Source organism: Rhizobium sp. WYCCWR 11146 (assembly GCF_013591995.1).
In the GTDB taxonomy this organism is placed as follows: domain Bacteria; phylum Pseudomonadota; class Alphaproteobacteria; order Rhizobiales; family Rhizobiaceae; genus Rhizobium; species Rhizobium indicum.
This window is the reverse complement of record NZ_JACCEY010000009.1, coordinates 119,368-139,224: the sequence shown is the minus strand read 5'-3', so window position 1 is coordinate 139,224 and position 19,857 is coordinate 119,368. Positions and strand designations below refer to the sequence as shown.

Annotated in this window: 19 protein-coding genes; 13 read left to right on the top strand and 6 right to left on the bottom strand. The window is 62.6% G+C overall.

Features of this window, described 5'->3' with window-relative positions:
* Positions 1-23: 23 nt before the first annotated feature.
* The 10 genes from HX899_RS05005 (at position 24) to HX899_RS04960 (ending at position 11,743) form a co-directional block, all read left to right on the top strand.
* The gene (locus HX899_RS05005) at positions 24-353 is read left to right on the top strand and encodes an STAS domain-containing protein (RefSeq protein WP_181291767.1); all 330 of its coding nucleotides are present in this window, start codon (positions 24-26) and stop codon (positions 351-353) included.
* A complete protein-coding gene (locus HX899_RS05000; protein WP_003552634.1) occupies positions 350-718 on the top strand; it encodes a response regulator in 369 nt (122 codons plus the stop codon). The genes HX899_RS05005 and HX899_RS05000 overlap by 4 nt, the downstream gene beginning before the upstream one ends.
* Complete coding sequence (locus tag HX899_RS04995; protein WP_181291766.1) at positions 715-2,775, top strand: chemotaxis protein CheA; 2,061 nt, start codon at positions 715-717, stop codon at positions 2,773-2,775. The genes HX899_RS05000 and HX899_RS04995 overlap by 4 nt, the downstream gene beginning before the upstream one ends.
* Entirely contained in the window at positions 2,772-3,281 is a 510-nt protein-coding gene (locus HX899_RS04990) for a chemotaxis protein CheW (RefSeq protein ID WP_003542822.1), read from the top strand. Before HX899_RS04995 ends, HX899_RS04990 begins: the two co-directional genes overlap by 4 nt.
* A 33-nt stretch (positions 3,282-3,314) precedes the next feature.
* Positions 3,315-5,024: a methyl-accepting chemotaxis protein gene (locus tag HX899_RS04985; protein WP_138333397.1), complete on the top strand. Its 1,710-nt coding sequence runs from the start codon at positions 3,315-3,317 to the stop codon at positions 5,022-5,024.
* Positions 5,025-5,268: 244 nt separating this feature from the next.
* Positions 5,269-7,191 carry a methyl-accepting chemotaxis protein gene (locus tag HX899_RS04980; RefSeq protein WP_181291765.1) on the top strand — a complete coding sequence of 641 codons (1,923 nt, stop codon included), beginning with the start codon at positions 5,269-5,271 and terminating at the stop codon, positions 7,189-7,191.
* Between the two features lie 218 nt (positions 7,192-7,409).
* A complete protein-coding gene (locus HX899_RS04975; RefSeq protein WP_181291764.1) occupies positions 7,410-9,218 on the top strand; it encodes a methyl-accepting chemotaxis protein in 1,809 nt (602 codons plus the stop codon).
* Positions 9,215-9,697, top strand: coding sequence for a chemotaxis protein CheW (locus HX899_RS04970; RefSeq protein WP_003542818.1), 483 nt, complete (start codon positions 9,215-9,217; stop codon positions 9,695-9,697). Before HX899_RS04975 ends, HX899_RS04970 begins: the two co-directional genes overlap by 4 nt.
* A gap of 29 nt (positions 9,698-9,726) precedes the next feature.
* Complete coding sequence (locus HX899_RS04965) at positions 9,727-10,584, top strand: protein-glutamate O-methyltransferase CheR (protein WP_180196172.1); 858 nt, start codon at positions 9,727-9,729, stop codon at positions 10,582-10,584.
* 61 nt (positions 10,585-10,645) lie between these two features.
* Positions 10,646-11,743 carry a chemotaxis response regulator protein-glutamate methylesterase gene (locus tag HX899_RS04960; protein ID WP_138333401.1) on the top strand — a complete coding sequence of 366 codons (1,098 nt, stop codon included), beginning with the start codon at positions 10,646-10,648 and terminating at the stop codon, positions 11,741-11,743.
* 82 nt (positions 11,744-11,825) lie between these two features.
* On the opposite strand, the gene HX899_RS04955 is transcribed toward HX899_RS04960, so the two are convergent.
* Both HX899_RS04955 and HX899_RS04950 read right to left on the bottom strand, forming a co-directional pair.
* Positions 11,826-12,566 carry a 3-oxoacyl-ACP reductase family protein gene (locus HX899_RS04955; RefSeq protein ID WP_181291763.1) on the bottom strand — a complete coding sequence of 247 codons (741 nt, stop codon included), beginning with the start codon at positions 12,564-12,566 and terminating at the stop codon, positions 11,826-11,828.
* Positions 12,567-12,640: 74 nt separating this feature from the next.
* A complete protein-coding gene (locus HX899_RS04950) occupies positions 12,641-13,219 on the bottom strand; it encodes a TetR/AcrR family transcriptional regulator (protein ID WP_181291762.1) in 579 nt (192 codons plus the stop codon).
* Positions 13,220-13,437: 218 nt separating this feature from the next.
* On the opposite strand from HX899_RS04950, the gene HX899_RS04945 reads away from it, so the two are divergent.
* The 3 genes from HX899_RS04945 (at position 13,438) to HX899_RS04935 (ending at position 16,492) form a co-directional block, all read left to right on the top strand.
* Complete coding sequence (locus HX899_RS04945; RefSeq protein WP_138333404.1) at positions 13,438-14,238, top strand: inositol monophosphatase family protein; 801 nt, start codon at positions 13,438-13,440, stop codon at positions 14,236-14,238.
* A gap of 112 nt (positions 14,239-14,350) precedes the next feature.
* Complete coding sequence (locus tag HX899_RS04940; protein WP_138333405.1) at positions 14,351-15,457, top strand: flagellar motor protein MotA; 1,107 nt, start codon at positions 14,351-14,353, stop codon at positions 15,455-15,457.
* 3 nt (positions 15,458-15,460) lie between these two features.
* Entirely contained in the window at positions 15,461-16,492 is a 1,032-nt protein-coding gene (locus HX899_RS04935; protein ID WP_138333406.1) for a peptidoglycan -binding protein, read from the top strand.
* On the opposite strand, the gene HX899_RS04930 is transcribed toward HX899_RS04935, so the two are convergent.
* The 4 genes from HX899_RS04930 to HX899_RS04915 all read right to left on the bottom strand — a co-directional run bounded on the left by HX899_RS04930 (position 16,493) and on the right by HX899_RS04915 (position 19,822).
* Positions 16,493-17,743 (bottom strand): RNA polymerase sigma factor, encoded by a 1,251-nt coding sequence (locus HX899_RS04930; RefSeq protein WP_181291761.1) that lies wholly within the window; start codon positions 17,741-17,743, stop codon positions 16,493-16,495.
* 7 nt (positions 17,744-17,750) lie between these two features.
* Entirely contained in the window at positions 17,751-18,089 is a 339-nt protein-coding gene (locus tag HX899_RS04925) for a YciI family protein (RefSeq protein ID WP_012758892.1), read from the bottom strand.
* A gap of 268 nt (positions 18,090-18,357) precedes the next feature.
* On the bottom strand, positions 18,358-18,546 hold the full coding sequence (locus HX899_RS04920) for a YegP family protein (protein ID WP_064651210.1): 189 nt from the start codon (positions 18,544-18,546) through the stop codon (positions 18,358-18,360).
* Positions 18,547-18,829: 283 nt separating this feature from the next.
* Positions 18,830-19,822 (bottom strand): tripartite tricarboxylate transporter substrate binding protein, encoded by a 993-nt coding sequence (locus HX899_RS04915; protein WP_181291760.1) that lies wholly within the window; start codon positions 19,820-19,822, stop codon positions 18,830-18,832.
* Between the last annotated feature and the right edge of the window lie 35 nt (positions 19,823-19,857).

The following is a 19,857-nucleotide window of genomic DNA, read 5'->3' as shown; positions in this document are numbered from 1 at the left end:
TTTTTCTGACCCAGGAGGCTGCATTGGATACTCCGAAACAATATTGTGAATCTATAAATTTGCCGGACGTGCTCAGTATTCGAAACGTATCCGAACTATATTCAAAGTTTACTGATGAATTTCATAGCAATGATACAATCATCATCAGCATTCCCGAAGGCGCGGAAGCGGATCTGAGTTTCGTTCAACTCATCGAATCCTCGCGTCGCCAAGCAAAAGCCAAGGGAAAGACGTTCAAGCTTTCTTCGCCGGCCAGCGGCTCGGTCCTGAAGGTACTTGAGCGCGCAGGTTTCATCGAATCCTTCGATCACGAAGACGCAAAGTTCTGGTTGCATAAAGAGGTGACGTTATGAGTGCAAATATCCTGACTGTCGACGATTCCGCCAGCATTCGTCTGACCACCAAGGTCACGCTGACCAATGCCGGCTATAGCGTCACCGAGGCGGTCAATGGGGCAGAGGGCCTCGCGACGGCCAAGGGCAGCAGCTTCGATCTGATCGTGACCGATCTCAACATGCCTGTCATGGACGGGCTGACGATGATCGAGGAACTGCGCAAGCTGCCGGCGCAAGCCGGCGTTCCGATCATCTTCCTGACGACGGAATCGGACGCCGATCTCAAGGCGCGCGCCAAGGCCGCCGGCGCGACGGGCTGGCTGACCAAGCCGTTCGACCCGGAAAGCCTGGTGAAGATCGTGAAGAAGGTTCTCGGACGATGAGTACGCTCGATCCGGTTGCCGTATTCCGCACCGAAGCCGCCGAATGCCTCGAAGCGATCGAGACCGGTCTTCTCGACCTGACCCACCAGCTCGACAATAAGGATCTCGTCGACGCCGTGTTTCGCGGCCTCCACACGCTCAAGGGCTCCGGCGCGATGTTCGGTTTCGAGGCGCTTGCCGCCTTCACCCATCATTGCGAAACGGCCTTCGACCGTGTCCGCAAGGGCGAAGTCGCGGCGACCAGTGAACTCGTCGCCGCCGTTCTCGCCGCCCAGGACCACATGCGGGCTCTGGTCGACCAGCCGGACGCCGATCATGGCGATACCGGGCATAAGCTTCTGGCGCAGCTGCAAGCCGCCGTCGGCGGCAAGGAAGCGGCGCCAGCAGCAGCGCCGGCCGCTGTTTCCGTACCCGCAGCCGTGCGTGACGCAGCGGCGAAGAAGAAGAAGAACAGCTGGCGCATCCGCTTCAGCCTGCCCGCCAATTCGATGGCCAACGGCACCAACCCGCTCGGCCTGCTGGACGAGCTGCGCGATCTCGGCGAATGCACCGTGCGCGCCAACACCTCGGCCATTCCGCCCCTCAACGCGCTGGCTCCGACGGAACTCCACATTTCCTGGGACGTGACGCTGACCAGCGAGCAGGACCGCTCGGCGATCGACGACGTCTTCATCTTCGTGCTCGATGATATGGAACTCAGCGTCGAGGAGATCGACACGTCGGCAGCGGCAACCGCCGCTCCGGTCGAGGAAAAGGTTGCACCTGCCCCTGTCGTCGCAGCATCGGCGGCCGCCGTTTCACCAACCACCGTCCCGGAGTTCCGTCCTGTCGAGGCGGTTCCGGCCAAGCGTGAGGCGCCTGCCGCCGTCAGCCAGGCGAAGGCGGCCGAGAATGTCCGCGTTCCGGCCGAACGTCTCGACGAACTGATGGACCGCGTCGGAGAGCTCGTCATCGCGCAATCGCGCCTCAGCCAGCTCGCCAGCGCCAGCACCAATATTGCACTGCGCTCCGTCTCGGAAGAAATCGAACGTCTCTCCGGCGAATTGCGCGACACGATGATGGTGCTGCGCATGGTGCCGGTCGCCACCCTGTTCTCCCGCTTCCGCCGCCTCGTTCACGATCTCGCTCGCGAGACCGGCAAGGTGATCGAACTGGTGACGGACGGCGAGAGCACCGAAGTCGACAAAACCGTCATCGAGCGTCTGGCCGATCCGCTTGTGCATCTGGTGCGCAATTCGATCGATCACGGCCTCGAAACGCCCGCCGACCGCCTTGCCTCCGGCAAGACGGAAGCCGGCACGGTGACGCTTTCGGCCCGCCAGGCCGGCGGCGAGGTGATCATCTCGATCAGGGACGACGGCCGCGGCATCAATCGTGAACGGGTGCGCGCCAAGGCGGAGTCCTCCGGCCTTATCCAGCCCGGCCAGCCGCTTTCCGACTCCGAGCTGCTGCAGCTGATCTTCGCCCCGGGCTTCTCGACGGCAGCCGCGATCACCAATCTGTCCGGCCGCGGGGTCGGCATGGACGTGGTGAAGAAGACGGTCGAGGCGCTCCGCGGCGCGATCGACATCGTCAGCGTGCCGGGACAGGGTTCGGAAGTGTCGCTGCGCATCCCGCTGACGCTCGCCATCATCGACGGCCTGCTGGTGCGCGTCGGTTCCGGCCGCTACGTCATCCCGCTCTCGGCGGTCGAGGAATGCCTCGAACTGTCGCTCGAGGAAGATCTTCGTTCGCGCGGCCGCAGCTTCATCTCGCTGCGCGACAGCCTGGTGCCGTTCCTGCGCCTGCGCGACCTCTTCCGCACCGGCACAAAACCCGATGTGCATCAGAAGGTCGTCGTTATCTCCACAGGCACAGAGCGCGTCGGCCTCGTCGTCGACCAGATCATCGGCGACCACCAGACGGTCATCAAGTCGATGTCGAAACTGCACAATAACGTCGCGACCTTCTCGGGCGCCACCATTCTCGGCGACGGCAGCGTCGCTCTCATTCTCGACGTCGGGCACCTGGTTGCCGCGGGTCAGCAACAGGAGGCGCAATTGCGTGTAGCAGGATGAGTGCAACAGCAGCAGCCGAACGATTTGACAATCACTGGAACTATGCCGAGGAAGTCGAAGTCCTGACCTTCGATCTCAACGGCGAAACCTTCGCGCTGGAAGCGGTCATCGTCCAGGAAATCCTGGACCTGCTTCCCGAGACCGCGGTGCCGGGCAGCCAGCCCTTCGTCGCCAGCGTCATCAACTTTCGCGGCAAGGTCATTCCGCTCGCCGATCTGCGTCTCGCCTTCGGGATGGAAGCGGCGGAGGCGACAATCGACAGCCGCATCATCGTCATCGAGATCGATCTGCAGGGCGAGCAGACGCTCGTCGGCCTCAGGACCGACAAGGTGAACGAGGTGACGACGCTTGCAAAGTCCGCGAGCGAGGCCCCGCCGAGTGTCGGCATGCGCTGGCGCGCCGATTACATCAACTGCCTGGTGAAAAGGGGCGGAGAGTTCATCATTCTCCCCAATCTGCAGGCGATTTTTTCATCGAGGCGAGATGCGGCGGGAGCCGCTAATTGACGCTGAATGAATTCAACGAGGGGTTTGGGGACTATGCGACTGACAATCAAGACGAAACTGGTGACCGCGTTCACCTTCATCATTCTGATGCTCGTAGGCACCGCCGCTTACGGTATCTTCAGCCTTGGATCGCTGAATGACACGATCGATAAGCTTCTCGCCGGCCCGGCAGCCCGGCTCGATCTGGCGCAGCAGATCAACATTGCCCAGCTCGAGGAGATCCGCCAGCAGAAGAACCTGCTCACTGCCCGCAGCGCAGACGAGACGGCTGGCGCAATCGCGAAGGGCAATCAGGCCCGCAAGGACTTCACCGACGCCTTCAACCAGGTGTTGGAGCTGGCCACGGAAGAAGGCAAGGCGCGCTGGGCGCGCATCGCCGAACTTTCCAAGAGCTTCACGGCAGCCGACGATCAGATCCGGGAATATATGAAGGCCGGCAATGCCGAAGGCGCAAATGCCGTTTCCGTCACGACGGCGCGGGTCGCTGCCAACGACATCGACTCGACGCTCAGCGAAATCCTGGCACTTGAAAAGCAGCGTATGAAGGCTGCCGACGACGGCGCCGAAGCGCAGTACACGACGACGCGCACAATGATGGTTGCGGTCGCCGCCGTTGCCCTGCTGATTGCTGCCTTTACCGCGTTCTGGATCGCCAGCACGATCAGCAAGGGCCTCGGCCGTGCCAACAGCGTGGTGCGCGAAGTGTCGGAAGGCGATCTGACCAAGATGGCCGATATCACCAGCCATGACGAAATCGGCGAACTTCTGGGCAACGTCAATACGATGATCGAACGCCTGCGCGGCGTCGTCGCCGACGCACTGTCGGCCGCCGACAACGTCTCTTCCGGCAGCCAGCAGCTTTCGGCAAGCTCGGAACAGGTATCGCAGGGCGCAACTGAACAGGCCGCGTCCGCCGAAGAGGCTTCCGCCTCGATGGAGCAGATGGCCGCCAACATCAAGCAGAACGCCGATAACGCCGCCCAGACCGAAAAGATCGCCCGCCAGTCGGCCAAGGACGCGGAGATGAGCGGAGAAGCGGTGACGCGTGCTGTCGACGCCATGCGCACGATTGCCCAGAAGATTGGCATCGTCCAGGAGATCGCCCGCCAGACCGATCTGCTGGCTCTGAACGCTGCCGTCGAAGCCGCTCGTGCGGGGGAACACGGCAAGGGTTTTGCGGTCGTCGCCTCGGAGGTGCGCAAGCTTGCCGAACGCAGCCAGTCGGCCGCTGCCGAAATCAGCTCGATGTCGAGCGACACAGTCAAGGCTGCCGCCGATGCCGGCGACATGCTTGGCCGGCTGGTGCCCGACATCCGCAAGACGGCGGAACTTGTCTCCGAGATCAGTGCGGCCTGCCGCGAACAGGATATCGGCGCCTCGCAGATCAACGAAGCGATCCAGCAGCTCGACAAAGTGACGCAGCAGAATGCCGGCGCTTCCGAGCAGATGTCGGCGACCTCCGAGGAGCTCGCCTCCCAGGCCGAGGAGCTGCAGACCTCGATCGCCTTCTTCAAGGTCGATACGGCAGGCAGCGCACGGACCGGCGCCTACAAGGCCCAGCCAAAAGCTTCGACCAAGGTGATCAAGACCCCGGCTGCTGTCCGCAAACCCGCCCCGCAGGCCAACGGCCAGGGCCGTGGCCAGACGGTTTCGGCGCAGCAGCAGCGTCTCAAGGGCTTTGCTCTCGATATGTCGATGGGCGGTCCAGACGCCGGCGACGACGACTTTAGGGAGAGCGCATAGGCGCTCCCCTGGCAAAAGCGCCTGAACGCTTTCGCCATGTGATCCCTCGGGCTGCTCCGGTGGCCCGAGGCGGGATATCCCCCAACGCATGTAGGCGTTGGCGCTGCGATCGATAGATGTCCGGCTGCCGGGAAGTGAATGTAGTCGCTTTCCCCCTTTTCAGACACATCACTTTCACGCTCGACGCCCCACCGATGGGACGTGTCTCTATCCATTCGTTTTGACCGCAAACAGGGGGTCTCACATGCGTTTCACCATCAAGCTCAAATTGGGTCTTGCCTTCGGCATCATGACGCTGCTGCTGATCGGCATCGCGGTTTATGGAAGCCTGAGCCTCGGCACCTTGAACGATGCAAGCGGCAATATGATCGACGGCCCGATGCGCCGCCTGGAACTGGCGCTGAACGCCAATGTTGCCGAAGTCAACGCCATCCGCGCTCAGAAGAACGCGCTGCTTTCCACCGAACCCGACGCCGCTGCCGGTTTCTACAAGGAGGCCGACCAGAACTTGCAGGCGATGTTCGATGCCGTCGATGCCGGCCACGCCATCGCTTCGCCCGAAGGCAAGCCCTATTGGGAAAAGCTGCAGACGATCGGTGCAAAATTCCGCGACAGATCCGCCGAACTGCAGCAGCTTGACGCCAGGGGCGATCAAGCCGGTGCACTGGCGCTGTCGCTCGGCGACCTGCGCACGATGACCAACGACATGGGTGACGCGATTGCCGCACTCATCGAGATCCAGCGCAAGGGCATGAAGGCGACCGATCAGTCGAACACCGATCTTTACAATTCGACCAAGCTGATCCTCGGCACCGCTTCCGGTATCGCCGTGCTCATCGCTCTCGGCGCTGCACTGTGGATCACGCTCGGCATCAACAACGGTCTGCGGAAGATTACGACCGTCGTAAACGCCGTCGCAATCGGCGACCTCAACCAGAAGGTCGACGTCAAGACCAATGACGAGATCAAGGATCTCATCAACACGGTCAACACCATGACTGCCAACCTGCGCGCCACGGCAGCACTCGCCGATCAGATCGCTATGGGCGACCTCAGTACCGATGCCAAGCCGCTTTCGGACAAGGATACGCTCGGCATCGCGATGCAGAGCATGATCTCCAACCTGCGGACCACCGCCGGCATCGCCGATCAGATCGCAAACGGCGACCTGACGGTGTCTCCGAAGCCGCTCTCCGACAAGGATGCGCTGGGCCTCGCCCTGGAGCAGATGGTCGAACGTCTGCGCGGCGTCGTCGCCGACGCGATCTCCGCCGCCGAGAACGTCTCTTCCGGCAGCCAGGAACTCTCGGCAAGCTCCGAGCAGGTCTCGCAGGGCGCCACCGAACAGGCGGCTTCGGCCGAAGAGGCTTCCGCCTCGATGGAAGAGATGGCTTCCAATATCAAGCAGAACGCTGACAACGCGGCGCAAACGGAAAAGATCGCCCGTCAGTCGGCCAAGGATGCTGAAGCCAGCGGCGAGGCCGTCTCCCGTGCCGTCGATGCCATGCGCACGATCGCCCAGAAGATCGGCATCGTCCAGGAAATCGCCCGCCAGACCGATCTGCTCGCCCTCAATGCCGCCGTCGAAGCCGCTCGTGCGGGTGAACACGGTAAGGGTTTTGCAGTCGTCGCCTCGGAGGTGCGCAAGCTTGCCGAACGCAGCCAGTCGGCTGCCGCCGAAATCAGCGCGATGTCGAGCGATACCGTGACGGCCGCCCAGGAAGCCGGCGATATGCTCGGCCGTCTGGTGCCCGACATCCGCAAGACGGCGGAACTGGTCTCCGAGATCAGTGCTGCCTGCCGCGAACAGGATATCGGGGCTGCCCAGATCAACGAGGCAATCCAGCAGCTCGACAAGGTGACTCAGCAGAATGCCGGTGCCTCCGAGCAGATGTCGGCGACCTCCGAGGAGCTCGCTTCCCAGGCCGAGGAACTGCAGACCTCGATCGCCTTCTTCAGGGTTGACATGGCGGGCGGGGGCCGCGATCGCACGCCGGCTGCAAAACTCACCGTCCGCAGCCGGGCTCCGGCCACACCGCGCAAGCCGGCCAGCAAGGCGCCGGCCAATACGGTCGCCGGCCAGCAGGCCCGCGCCAAGGGGTTTGCCCTCGATATGTCGATGGGCGGTCCCGACACGGCCGATGACGAGTTTAGGGAGAGCGCATAGCGCTCCCCTGGGGAAAGCGCATAGCGCTCCCCCGTTCGCAACTGTCGTGGGCCAGCCAGCCTGGCCCACGACGCACACTCCGGCGCTCGCGTGCCGGCACGGAAGTCCGCCAATTTCCTTCCGTGGCATGTCTTTGCCTACTCGAATTTCTTTGCTGCATGATGCCGCGCGCGCCTGGACCCCATTTTATTGCTTCGCTCTCGGAGAGGTATATTGAGATGCGTATTACGATCAAACTTAAGCTCGCAGCCGCATTCGGCTTTGTCATACTGTTGCTGGTAGGCAGCGCGGTCTATGGAATCATCAGCCTCAGTTCCCTGAACGATGCTGTCGGCAACCTTGTTTCAGGTCCTGCAAAAAGGCTGGAACTGGCTCTGGAGGCAAAGACTGCCGAGCTTAATGCCGTTCGCTGGCAGAAGAATGCCCTTCTGGAAATGGATCCCGAAGTGGCCAGGAAGGACTACCAGAACTCGGCGAAGAGCCTGGATGAAATGGTGGCCTTCGCCACGGGCGGCCAACAGCTCGCAACCACCGAGGGCAAACCCACTTGGAACAGGCTGGTTGAGCTTGCCAAACGCTTCAATGAGAGCTCCAACAAGGTCGCCTCCATCCAGGAAAGCGGCGACAGGGCAGGGGCCGCGGCGCTTTCGTCGGGAGAGGTCCGCGTCCTCGTCGTGGAACTGGAAGAGGTTTTCGAGACGCTCGTCGCACTTCAGCAGAAGTCGATGACGCAAGCCGATGACGACACCGACATTCTTTATAGTTCGACGAAGAACATGCTCATCGGTATCGCTGTCGGCGCTTCCGTCATCGCGTTCGCTGCTGCGCTATGGATCGCGCTCGGCGTCAACAGCGGCCTGCGCAAGATCATGAACGTTGCCAGCGCCGTCGCCATCGGTGACCTGAACCAGAAGGTCGAGATCAGGAGCAACGACGAGATCAAGGATCTCGTGAACACGATCAACGTTATGACGGAAAATCTTCGCAACACCGCGGAGATCGCCAATCAGATCGCAAACGGCGACCTGACGGTGTCTCCGAAGCCGCTCTCCGACAAGGATGCGTTGGGCATTGCGCTCGAGCAGATGGTCGAGCGCCTGCGCGGGGTTGTCTCCGACGCGGCCGCTGCCGCAGAAAATGTCTCGGCCGGCAGCCAGGAACTCTCCTCTAGCTCCGAGCAGGTGTCGCAGGGCGCAACTGAACAGGCCGCGTCGGCCGAAGAGGCTTCCGCCTCGATGGAAGAGATGGCCGCCAACATCAAGCAGAACGCCGATAACGCCGCCCAGACCGAAAAGATCGCCCGCCAGTCGGCCAAGGACGCGGAGATGAGCGGTGAAGCGGTGACGCGTGCTGTCGACGCCATGCGCACGATTGCCCAGAAGATCGGCATCGTCCAGGAAATCGCCCGCCAGACCGATCTGCTGGCTTTGAACGCTGCCGTCGAAGCCGCGCGTGCGGGGGAACACGGCAAGGGTTTTGCGGTCGTCGCCTCGGAAGTGCGCAAGCTTGCCGAACGCAGCCAGTCGGCCGCCGCCGAAATCAGCTCTATGTCGGGCGATACGGTCAAGGCCGCTCAGGAAGCCGGCGACATGCTCGGCCGGCTGGTGCCCGATATCCGCAAGACGGCGGAACTGGTTTCCGAGATCAGTGCCGCCTGCCGCGAGCAGGATATCGGCGCCTCGCAGATCAATGAAGCGATCCAGCAGCTCGACAAGGTGACGCAGCAGAATGCCGGTGCTTCCGAGCAGATGTCTGCGACATCGGAAGAGCTCGCGACCCAAGCGGAAGAACTGCAGACGTCGATCGCCTTCTTTAAAGTCGATACGGCAAGCAATCGCCAGCATCGCGTGCCGGCCGCCAAGGTCACGGTCCGCAGCCCGGCTTCCGCCGCCGGCCGCAAGCCCATGTCCAAGAAGCCGGCTGCCAACAGCGTTGCCGGCCAGCAGGCTCGGGCGAAAGGCTTCGCTCTCGATCTCTCGATGGGTGGTCCCGATAGTGGGGACGCCGAGTTCAAGGAAAGCGCATGATCATGGCCACGACATCTCTGGAAGCGCAATTCGTGACCTTCAGCCTCGGCGACGAGATTTTCGCCGTGCCGGTTGAGGTCGTACGGGAAATCCTCGACTATGCGGAAGCTTTCAAGATTCCGAATGGTCCTGACTATCTGCTCGGCCTGCGCGATGTGCGCGGGCAGGGCGTGCCGACGATCGATCTTCGTTTGAAGCTCGGCATGACGAAAACCGTGCCGACGCCGCACACGCGGGTGCTCGTGCTCGACGTGCCGATGGAAAGCCGGCTTCTGACCCTCGGCCTCGTCGCCGACCGCGTCTTCGAGGTCACACCGTTCCGTCGCGAGCAGATCGAGGCGGCGCCCGATATCGGCGTGCGCTGGCGCTCGGACTATATCGCCGGCGTCGTTCGCCGTGAAAACGGCTTCGTCGTCATCATCGATCTTGCACGGTTGCTGTCGCGCGAGGACGCCTCGGCACTGCAATCAGCGGCCTGACCGCGTATCAACCTGGAGTAGTGCGTTCTATGGGTATGGCAGCAGCGGTGGAAACCCAATTGCCGGGCGACCGGATCAGCAAGCGCAATTTCGACAAGCTTGCCCGGTTCATCTACGATTATAGCGGCATCAAGATGCCGCCGACCAAGCTGACGATGCTCGAAGGGCGGTTGAGGCGCCGCCTTCGCGCAACCAACCATTCGACCTTCGACGATTATTGCGACTTCCTGTTCAATGAGGATGGCCTCGCCCAGGAAACCGTCTACCTGATCGACGTCGTGACGACGAATAAGACCGACTTCTTCCGCGAAGCCAAGCATTTCGACTATCTGCAGAGCGTGGCGTTGCCGGCGATCGCCAACAGCGGCGTGCGGACCATCCGTACCTGGAGTTCGGCCTGCTCGACGGGGGCGGAACCCTACACGATGGCTATGGTGCTGGCAGAATTCGCCGAAGGCCGCAACGACGTTTCCTACAGCGTGCTGGCGACCGACCTTTCCACCGACGTGCTGCAGACGGCGCGCCGTGGCATCTATCCGGAAGATTTGATCGCACCCGTGCCGCGCGACCTGCAGCGCAAATACGTGCTGACGGCCAAGCAGCCGGGTCGGCGGGAGGTGCGCATCACGCCGAGATTGCGTAGCAAGATCGGTTTTGCCCGCATGAACCTGATGGACGAGAAATACGCGATCGGCGAACCGATGCACGTCATCTTCTGCCGCAACGTGCTAATCTACTTCGACAAGCAGACTCAGGCCGGTGTTCTCAACCGCCTCTGTGACTGCCTGGCGAAGGGCGGCTACATGTTTATCGGTCACTCCGAATCGATCACCGGCTTCGATCTGCCGTTGAAGCAGGTCTCGAATACGGTGTTTCAGCGTATCTAAAGCGCATCGCGTCATCCCAAAACCGCTGCGCACTTCTGGACGGCATGCATTAGGGGTATTCATGGCTAAGAAAATCCGCGTTCTCATCATCGACGATTCCGCCAGCATCCGCCAGACGCTGACCCATGTGCTGGAGCAGGATCCCGATATCGAGATCATGGCGGTCGCATCCGACCCTTTCATGGCGGCGCGGAAGCTCCAGGAGGAGATCCCCGATGTCATCACGCTCGACGTCGAGATGCCGCGCATGGATGGCATCACCTTCCTGCGCAAGCTGATGTCGCAACGGCCGATCCCCGTCGTGATGTGCTCGTCGCTGACGGAAGCGGGTTCGGAAACGCTGCTCCAGGCGCTGGAGGCCGGCGCCGTCGACGTCATTTTGAAATCGAAGATCGGAGCGGCCGACAGCCTTGCCGACGATGCGATGCGTATTCGCGAAGTCGTCAAGAGCGCCTCGCATGCACGGCTTTCCAACGTGCGCCGCGCCGCCGGAACCATTCGCCCGGCTTCGGCGGAGGGGCCGGCCAAGAAGCTGACCGCGGATGTGATGCTGCCGCCACCGACGGGGCGGGCCATGGCTAAGACGACGGAGATGGTCGTCTGCGTCGGCGCCTCCACCGGCGGCACCGAAGCGCTGCGCGAGTTCCTGGAGGAACTGCCGGCCAATGCACCTGGCATGGTGATCGTCCAGCATATGCCGGAAAAATTTACTGCCGCCTTCGCCAAGCGGCTGAACGGGCTCTGCGAGGTCGAGGTCAAGGAAGCCGTCGATGGCGATCCGGTGCTGCGCGGCCATGTGCTGATCGCGCCAGGCGACAAACACATGCTGCTCGAACGCCAGGGTGCGCGCTACTATGTGAGCGTCAAGACCGGGCCGCTGGTGTCGCGACACCGGCCTTCCGTCGACGTGCTCTTCCGCTCGGCGGCGCGCTCGGCCGGCTCGAACGCCATGGGGATCATCATGACCGGCATGGGCGACGACGGCGCGCGCGGCATGCTGGAAATGCATCAGGCCGGCGCCTACACAGTGGCGCAGGACGAGGCGAGTTCCGTTGTTTTCGGCATGCCGAAGGAGGCGATCGCCAAAGGCGGCGTCGACCGTATTCTGCCGCTCGATCAGATCGCTCGCGAAGTGCTGATGACACAACAGAAGTTTTAAGTCGGTTTCAAGGGAACCGGCTGAAGCCGGCGGTATCGCACGATGCCGCCGGCTTTTGATCATAGCCGTGCAAGTTCTGTATTCAGGCGAGATAACCGCCGTCGATCGTCAGGCTGGTGCCGGTGACGAAGGCGGCCTCGGCACTGGCGAGATAGGCGGCGAGACCGGCGATCTCGCGGTCCTCACCCAGGCGGCCAAGCGCCATCAGCGGCTTGAGGCGCTCATGATCGTCCTCATTGGGGTTCATGTCGGTCGCCGTCGGGCCGGGCTGGATGTTGTTGACGGTGATGCCGCGTGGGCCGAGATCGCGGGCGAGGCCGCGGGTCATCGAGGCGATCGCGCCCTTCGTCATGCTGTAGACTGCGGAGGTCGGAAAGCCGCTGCGATCGGCGGTGACGCTGCCGATGGTGATGATGCGGCCGCCTTCCTTCATATGTCTTGCCGCTGCCTGGATGCCGACGAAGGCAGCGCGGACATTAACGGCGAACATCCGGTCGAAATCTTCGAGCGAATAGTCGTCGAGCGGGTTGAGGATGAGAATCCCGGCATTGCTGACGAGAATGTCGAGACCGCCAAAGGTCCCAGTTGTCAGCGCGACGGCATCCTGTACGGCTTTCGTATCGGCACTGTCGGCCCGGATCGCCAGCGCCCTACCGCCAGCAGCCTCCAACTCGGCGACGATCGCCTTCGCCTTGTGCTCGGAGCTGGAATAGGTGAAGGCAACGGCGGCGCCATCAGCGGCGAGCCTTCGGACGATGGCGGCACCGATGCCGCGTGAGCCGCCGGTAACGAGGGCGATCTTGGTGGAAAGGGGTTGAGACATGCAGGTTTCCTTTGTTTTTGGATAGATCAGTCTAGAATTGTGCATGGAAAGGCCGGTTCGGAGTTGTCCCTTCGTCAGCGGAGGCTTCTGATTGCCATGCGTGCGATACCGCGTAGCGTCGCGGGTGGGGCGCCGTTTCGGGCGCTGACTTTCATGCCCGACAGGGCAGCGCCGAGAAACGGAATGGCGTCGGCGATATCGATATCTGTTGCGAGATCTCCGGTCCTGCGAGCCTCCGCGAGAAGGCTCTTGATCGCCGCGTGAAGCGCGTGGCCGGCGCTGTCGGTAAGAGCTGCGACCTCGGCATCGGTGCGGCCGAATTCACAGATGGCGCTGACACCGAGGCAGCCGCGCCGCGCTTCGGCAGCGGGACGCGAGGCGAAGGCGACAAGAGCGCCTTCCAGCGCCTCGATCGGCCGGCCTTCGCGGCGAAGATCGGCGATGATGTTGTCGATGCTCTCCACATTGTAGCGCTTCAGCGCTTCCAGATAGAGGCCGCGCTTGTCGCCGAAGGTGTCGTACATGCTTTGCCGGCTGATCTTCATCGCCGTCAGCAATTCCTCGGTCGAGGTGCCTTCATAGCCGTGCTCGGAAAATACGCCGATGGCGGCATGAAGGGCGGTGTCGCGATCGAATTCCTTGTGTCGTGCCATGACGAGGCTTCTACTCTTATTGGACTGATCTGTCCAGAATAAAATTAATGGTTTCTGGCACCGCAGGGCAGCCATGCGCGCCTCCCCTTGAAATTTCCCTGATTTTGTGGTCTTGAGGCCGCCAATCTTCGCAGCGCTGCCTGTCATGCATGTTCAGGGACACTTCCCGCCCCTGGCAGCGCGCGCGCCACGTATCAGTCCCAAGGAAAAATGCGCCGATGGCCCGTTCAGCTCTTCTCAATGTCATGGTTCAGGCTGCCCTCAAGGCAGGAAAGTCGCTGGGACGTGATTTCGGCGAAGTGCAGAACCTGCAGGTTTCCGTGAAGGGACCGGGCGATTTCGTTTCCACCGCCGACCGCAAGGCCGAAAAGATCGTCAGGGAAGAGCTGCTCAAGGCGCGTCCGACCTATGGCTTCCTCGGCGAGGAAAGCGAGGAAATCAGGGGCACCGACGGCGCGCATCGCTGGATCGTCGACCCGCTCGACGGCACGACGAACTTTTTGCACGGCATCCCAGCCTTCGCTGTCTCGATCGCGCTCGAACGCAATGGCGAGATCGTTGCCGCCGTCGTCTTCAATCCGGCGACCGACGAACTCTATACCGCCGAGCGTGGCGGCGGCGCCTTTCTCAACGACCGGCGCCTGCGCGTCGCTGCGCGCCGGGCACTGTCGGATTGCGTCATCGGCTGTGGCGTGCCGGCGCTCGGCAAGCGCAATCACGGCAAGTTCCTGGTCGAGCTTCGCCACGTGATGGGCGAAGTGGCAGGCATCCGGCGCCTGGGCTCGCCGACGCTTGATCTTGCCTATGTCGCGGCCGGGCGTTTCGACGGTTTCTGGGAAGCGGAGCTTGCGCCCTGGGATATGGCGGCTGGCATCCTGCTCATCCGCGAAGCTGGCGGTTTCGCCACCGACTGGGACGGTGGCGCAACGATGCTCGAGAGCGGCACGATCGTCGCCGGCAACGAGATTATCCACAAGGCGCTGATCGAAGTCGTCAAGCGGCCGGTTCCCGCCAAGTGACCGAACGAAAATCTGGCTGTTGTAAAGTCACGGTTTTCTCCCCGGCATACTTCAATTCGGCACAATGTTGTTCTAGTCTCCGCCAGCAGGGAATCCGGAGGCTGCGTAACCTATGGAAAATGTGAATGTGGCGGAGATCGGCTCCACCGAAAAGACGGCGGGCATTTATGCCAACAGGCTTTCGAGCCCCATGCCCTTCCTCTGGACGATGCTGCTTTTCCTCGTCATCGTCGGTTTTATCGCCGCCATCCTCTTCCGCCAGACGCAGACCGCCTTCATGCACAATCCGGGCCTCAACGGCCTGATCGTCGGCGTTCTCGCGGTCGGAATCATCCTTGTTTTCAACCATGTACTGGCGCTTCGCCCCGAGGTGCGCTGGTTCAATTCGTTCCGCGCCGCCGGCAGCGTCGACAAGGTCAACCGCAATCCGCGGCTGCTTGCGCCAATGCGGGCGCTGCTCGGCAGCCGCAAGTCCGCAGTGTCGCTGTCGACGACGGCGCTACGCTCGATCCTCGATTCGATTGCCAGCCGCCTCGACGAATCGCGCGACGTTTCGCGCTACCTGATCGGCCTCTTGGTCTTCCTCGGCCTGCTCGGCACATTCTGGGGCCTCATCGGCACGATCGGTTCGATCAGCATTGTCATCCAGTCGCTCGATGCCGGCTCGAACGGCACCGGGGACGTGCTCTCGGCGCTGAAGGAAGGGCTTTCCACGCCGCTTTCGGGCATGGGCCAGGCCTTCTCCTCCTCGCTGCTCGGCCTTTCCGGTTCGCTCATTCTCGGCTTCCTCGACCTGCAGGCCGGCCGCGCGCAAAACCGCTTCTATATGGAGCTGGAAAACTGGCTCTCCTCGGTCACGGATGTCGGCTCCGATCATCTTGCCCCAGCTCTCGACGCCGTTTCCGGCGCTTCGTCGGACGACATGCGCGCGCTCTCCGATTATCTGCGCAAGGTCTCGGAAGAGGGCGGCGCCGGCAGCCAGCGCTCCGTCGCTGCCATGGCGAGCCTTGCCGAAGGCATTCAGGGTCTCGTCAAGAACATGCGCAACGAGCAGCAGATGCTGCGCGACTGGATCGAGGCACAGCAGGACGAGGCCAAGGCAATGCGACGCACGCTCGACCGGCTTGCCGAACGCATCGGCGTGCAGGAGCGCGCAGGTGAGAGGGGCGAGCGTTTGCGCGACCGTGCCAGCCAGGCAGAAAAGAGCGAGGGCAAGTAAGCCATGGCTCTTGCCCGCAACCGGCGCCGCGAACGCACGGTGGATTACTGGCCGGGTTTCGTCGACGCGCTGTCGACGCTGCTCATTTCCATCATGTTCCTGCTGACGGTCTTCGTCGTCGGGCAGTTCATCCTCAGCCGCGAGATCACTGGACGCGATGAGGTGCTCAATCGCCTCAACAGCCAGATCAACGAGCTGACGCAGCTTCTCGCGCTCGAAAAGGGCAGCAACCAGGATCTCCAGGATTCGGTCGCCAATCTGCAGGCTTCGCTTGCCAGCGCCGAAGGTGACCGGTCGCGGCTGCAGGCGCTGCTGAATGCCGGTTCGGGCGGTCAGGATGCTGCACAGAAGCGGATCGGCTCGATGACGCAGGAGCTCGACGAGCAGAAGCAGGTGAGCGAACGGGCGCTCAGCCAGGTCGAACTGCTAAACCAGCAGATCGCAGCGCTTCGCAGCCAGATTGCCGCCGTCGAAGCAGCCCTTCAGGCGTCGGAGGAGAAAGACCGGGTCTCGCAGACCAAGATCGCCGACCTCGGCAGCCGCCTCAACGTGGCGCTCGCCGCACGCGTGCAGGAGCTGAACCGCTACCGTTCCGACTTCTTCGGCCGGTTGCGTGAGATCCTCTCGGACCGCGAGAATATCCGCATCGTCGGCGACCGGTTCGTCTTCCAGTCGGAGGTGCTGTTTCCCTCGGGCGGCGCCGATCTCAACCCGGAGGGGCAGACCGAGATGGCGAAGCTTGCTAGCGCCCTTCTCGATCTCGCCAAGGAAATTCCGCCCGAGATCAACTGGGTGCTGCGCGTCGACGGCCATACCGACAATGTGCCGCTTGGCGGAACGGGCCGCTATCGCGACAATTGGGAACTCTCCTCGGCGCGTGCGATTTCGGTCGTCAAATTCCTGATCGCACAGGGCGTGCCGGCCGACCGGCTGGTTGCCGCCGGCTTCGGCGAATTCCAGCCGATCGCGCCTGGCGATACGCCGGATGCGCGCTCTACCAACCGCCGCATTGAGCTGAAGCTGACCGAGAAGTGATTAACTTGATATCGCCTGCCGCGCCTCCTTTAGCCGACCGGCAAGAAAATCGCGCACGGCTGGGCTGTCGCTGAGGCCGATCGCTGTCATATAGGCATCGGCTGCCGCGGTATCATCGCCGGCCTGAGTGAGGAGAAAGGCACGCACCGCCCAGTAGGGCTGGTAGCTTGCGATGTCGCGCGGATCGAGCTTGTCGAGCCGCTCCAGGCCGGCAGTGGTGCTCAAGGCCCTGCCGATCACCGCAGCCTGGCTGACACGCGCACCCAGCGTCGGCTTCATCATCACCAGCGCCGCGTAGAGTGTCGTCAGCGCCTGCCAGTCTGTCGCTCCCGACAGCCGGCGGGCCGCATGAACGGACTGGATCGCCGCCTGGCACTGGAAGGGGCCGAAACGGTCGAAGCCGCCGGCCTTGCGCAGCAGTGCATCCGCCTCGTCCATCATGATCGCGTTCCACGCGGCCGCGTCCTGCTCGTCCAGCGGTACATATCGGCCGTGATCGTCACGCCGGGCGCTGCGGCGGGCTTCGCAGTGAAGCATCAGCGACAGCAGACCAATCGCTTCCGGTTCGTTCGGCAGCACTGCCAGAAGCGCACGGCCGAGCCAGATCGCCTCGCCGGCGAGCGAATGGCGTTCGTTCTCTCCATCAAGACCGTCCCAGCCGAGACCGTAAGCCGCATAGATCGCCGAAAGCACCGTGGCGAGCCGCCCGGGCAAGGCGGGGCGAGGCGGGACGGCGAAGGGAATGCCGGCATCGCGGATCTTCACCTTGGCCCGCACCAGCCGCTGGCTTATCGTTTCCGGCGAAACGACGAAGGTCCGCGCGATGGTTCTCGCCTCAATGCCGAGAACGGTCTGCAGCATCAGCGCCGTATGCACGGAGCTGTCGATGGCGGGATGGGTGCAGGCGAAGAGCAGCTTCAGGCGCTCATCGGGAAAGACGGCGCTGCCGGCCGCGTTCATACGTTCCTCCGCCTCCTCGAAGGCGACCGATATCGTCGTTTGCGCATTGGCCTCGACGATGCGGTGGCGGGCGGTATGCATGAGGTTGCGGCGGGCGGCCACCAGCAGCCAGGCTTCCGGATTACCGGGAACGCCGCGTTCCGGCCAGACGCGAAGCGCCGACGCCAGCGCTTCCGACAATGCATCCTCTGCCGCCGGCACGTCGCGCGAGCGGGCGGCGAGAAAGGCGATCAGCTTGCCGTAGGACTGACGCGCCACCTTTTCGGCAGCGCGTCCGGCATCGGGCGGCATGACCACCTCACATCTGCAGGCGCGGGCGCACCTCGACCGAACCCTTGTCGGAGATCGGAACGCGGATTGCCCATTCGAGTGCGGTGTCCATGTCAGGGACGTCGATCAGATAGAAGCCGCCGAGCTGTTCCTTGCCGTCCGGATAGGGGCCGTCCTGGACATCATGGTCCTCGCCTTTGCGGCGCACGATCGTGCCGGTTTCCGGGCCTGTCAGCCCGGCGCCGCCAGTCATGATCCCTGCCTGGGCGAGCGCCTGGCTGTAGGCGACCCAGCCGTCGCGATAGGCGGGATCGCTACGGCGGGCGAAATCCTCGGCGGCTTCGCGAATGATGAGAGCATATTGCATGGAAAACTCCTGATCTCGTTGCTGACGTTGATCCGGGCATGCCGATAGCGGGGATCCAGATCCCGAAAACCGTGAAGCCCGGCGGAGCGGTGGGGCCGTTCCGAAACAATGAGGCGCGGCCACCGGTCGTTTCGACATGGTTTTCAAAAAAATATGCGAAAAAGAAAAATGGCGCCGAAAATCGCAAGCGGGCCAGGCTCAAGGGCGCCGGCGCTGCTTACGGGCGCGAAAGGGCAGGGCGGCAATCACGCCGCCGCTGCCGGTCTGCTCAGGACTCGGCCTTCGTCTGGTCGACGACCTCGGCGCTTGGCGTGTTCTTCTTGATGGATTCGATGGCACTCACGGCGGACGCCTTCGCCTTGTAGCCTTCGGACAGGAACATGGTTTCCCCGTTCGATGCCTTGAAGCGGAAGCGGAACTCGCCGGCCTTATCCTTATAGACTTCGAATTTATACATAGATGTCTCCCGAAATCCCAAAACGCTGAATTGCAACCATCAGCTTAGTGGAGGCTAGATCAAAATGGCGAGCTTTTCCACTGCCTTAATCAGGATTGGGTTGCTTAGCGTCCAATTGTCACCGTTTCTATTGGACGCAAGCGAATGAGGGCGGCAGCGCCTATGCCCGAGAACAGGATGATCTCAGGCCGGATCGGCCTAAAATCTGAATCCTGTTCTCATTTAAAGAATAGAGCATGACGTCATCCGAAAACCGCTCACACTTTGCGGATCATGCTCGGCATCACTCCATCTGGATGTTCGCGCCCTTGACGACCGGTCCCCATTTGGCGAGTTCGGCCTTCACATGGGCGGCGAGTTCCTCCGGCGTCGAGCCGACGATGGTGGCGCTGAATTCCTTCATCCGTTCCGCAACGGCAGGGTCGGCGAGCGCTTTCTTGGCCGAGGCGTTAAGGCGCGTCACGACCTCGCTCGGCGTCTTGGCCGGGGCGAAAAGCGCGTTCCAGGTGTAGGTCTCGTAACCTGGAATGCCTGACTCGGCGACGGTCGGTACGTCGGGGAAGGAGGGCGCGCGCTCGGCCGTGGTCACCGCCAGCGCCCGCAGAGTGCCGGCCTTGATGTGGCTCGACGAGGAGGGCAGGTTGTCGAACATGATCGGCACCTGGTTGCCGATGACGTCGTTCAATGCCGGACCGGCACCCTTATAGGGGATGTGCTGCATGCTGACGCCGGCCATGGACTTGAAGAGTTCACCGGAAAGATGCAACGGCGTGCCGTTGCCCGATGAGGCGTAGCTGTATTTGTCGGGCTCGGCCTTCAGCAGGGCGACCAGTTCCTGCACGGTCTTTGCCGGCAGTTCCGGGTTGACGACCAGCACATTCGGCACGACGACGAGCAGCGAGACCGGCGCGAAATCCTTTTCGGCGTCATAGGGCGTCGATTTCAGGATCAGCGGATTGAGGGCGTGGGTCGCGACCGTGCCCATCAGGATGGTGTAGCCGTCCGGTTCGGCGCGGGCGACGTTACCGGCGCCGAGATTGCCGCCGGCGCCGGCGACGTTCTGGACGATTACCTGTTGGCCGAGATCCTCCGACATCTTCTGCGCGACGATGCGGGCGACGACATCGGTCGAGCCGCCGGCCGCGAAGGGCACGACCATAGTGATCGCGCGATCGGGAAAATCCGCAGCAGCGGCAGACGCGCCGACGGCAAGGGCCGCAAGCGCACCGAAACCGAGCGCAAGGCCCGTACGTCGCGTCATATCGAAAAGCGCCATTCCTATCTCCTCCCAAGGATTTCAGCAGCAATATC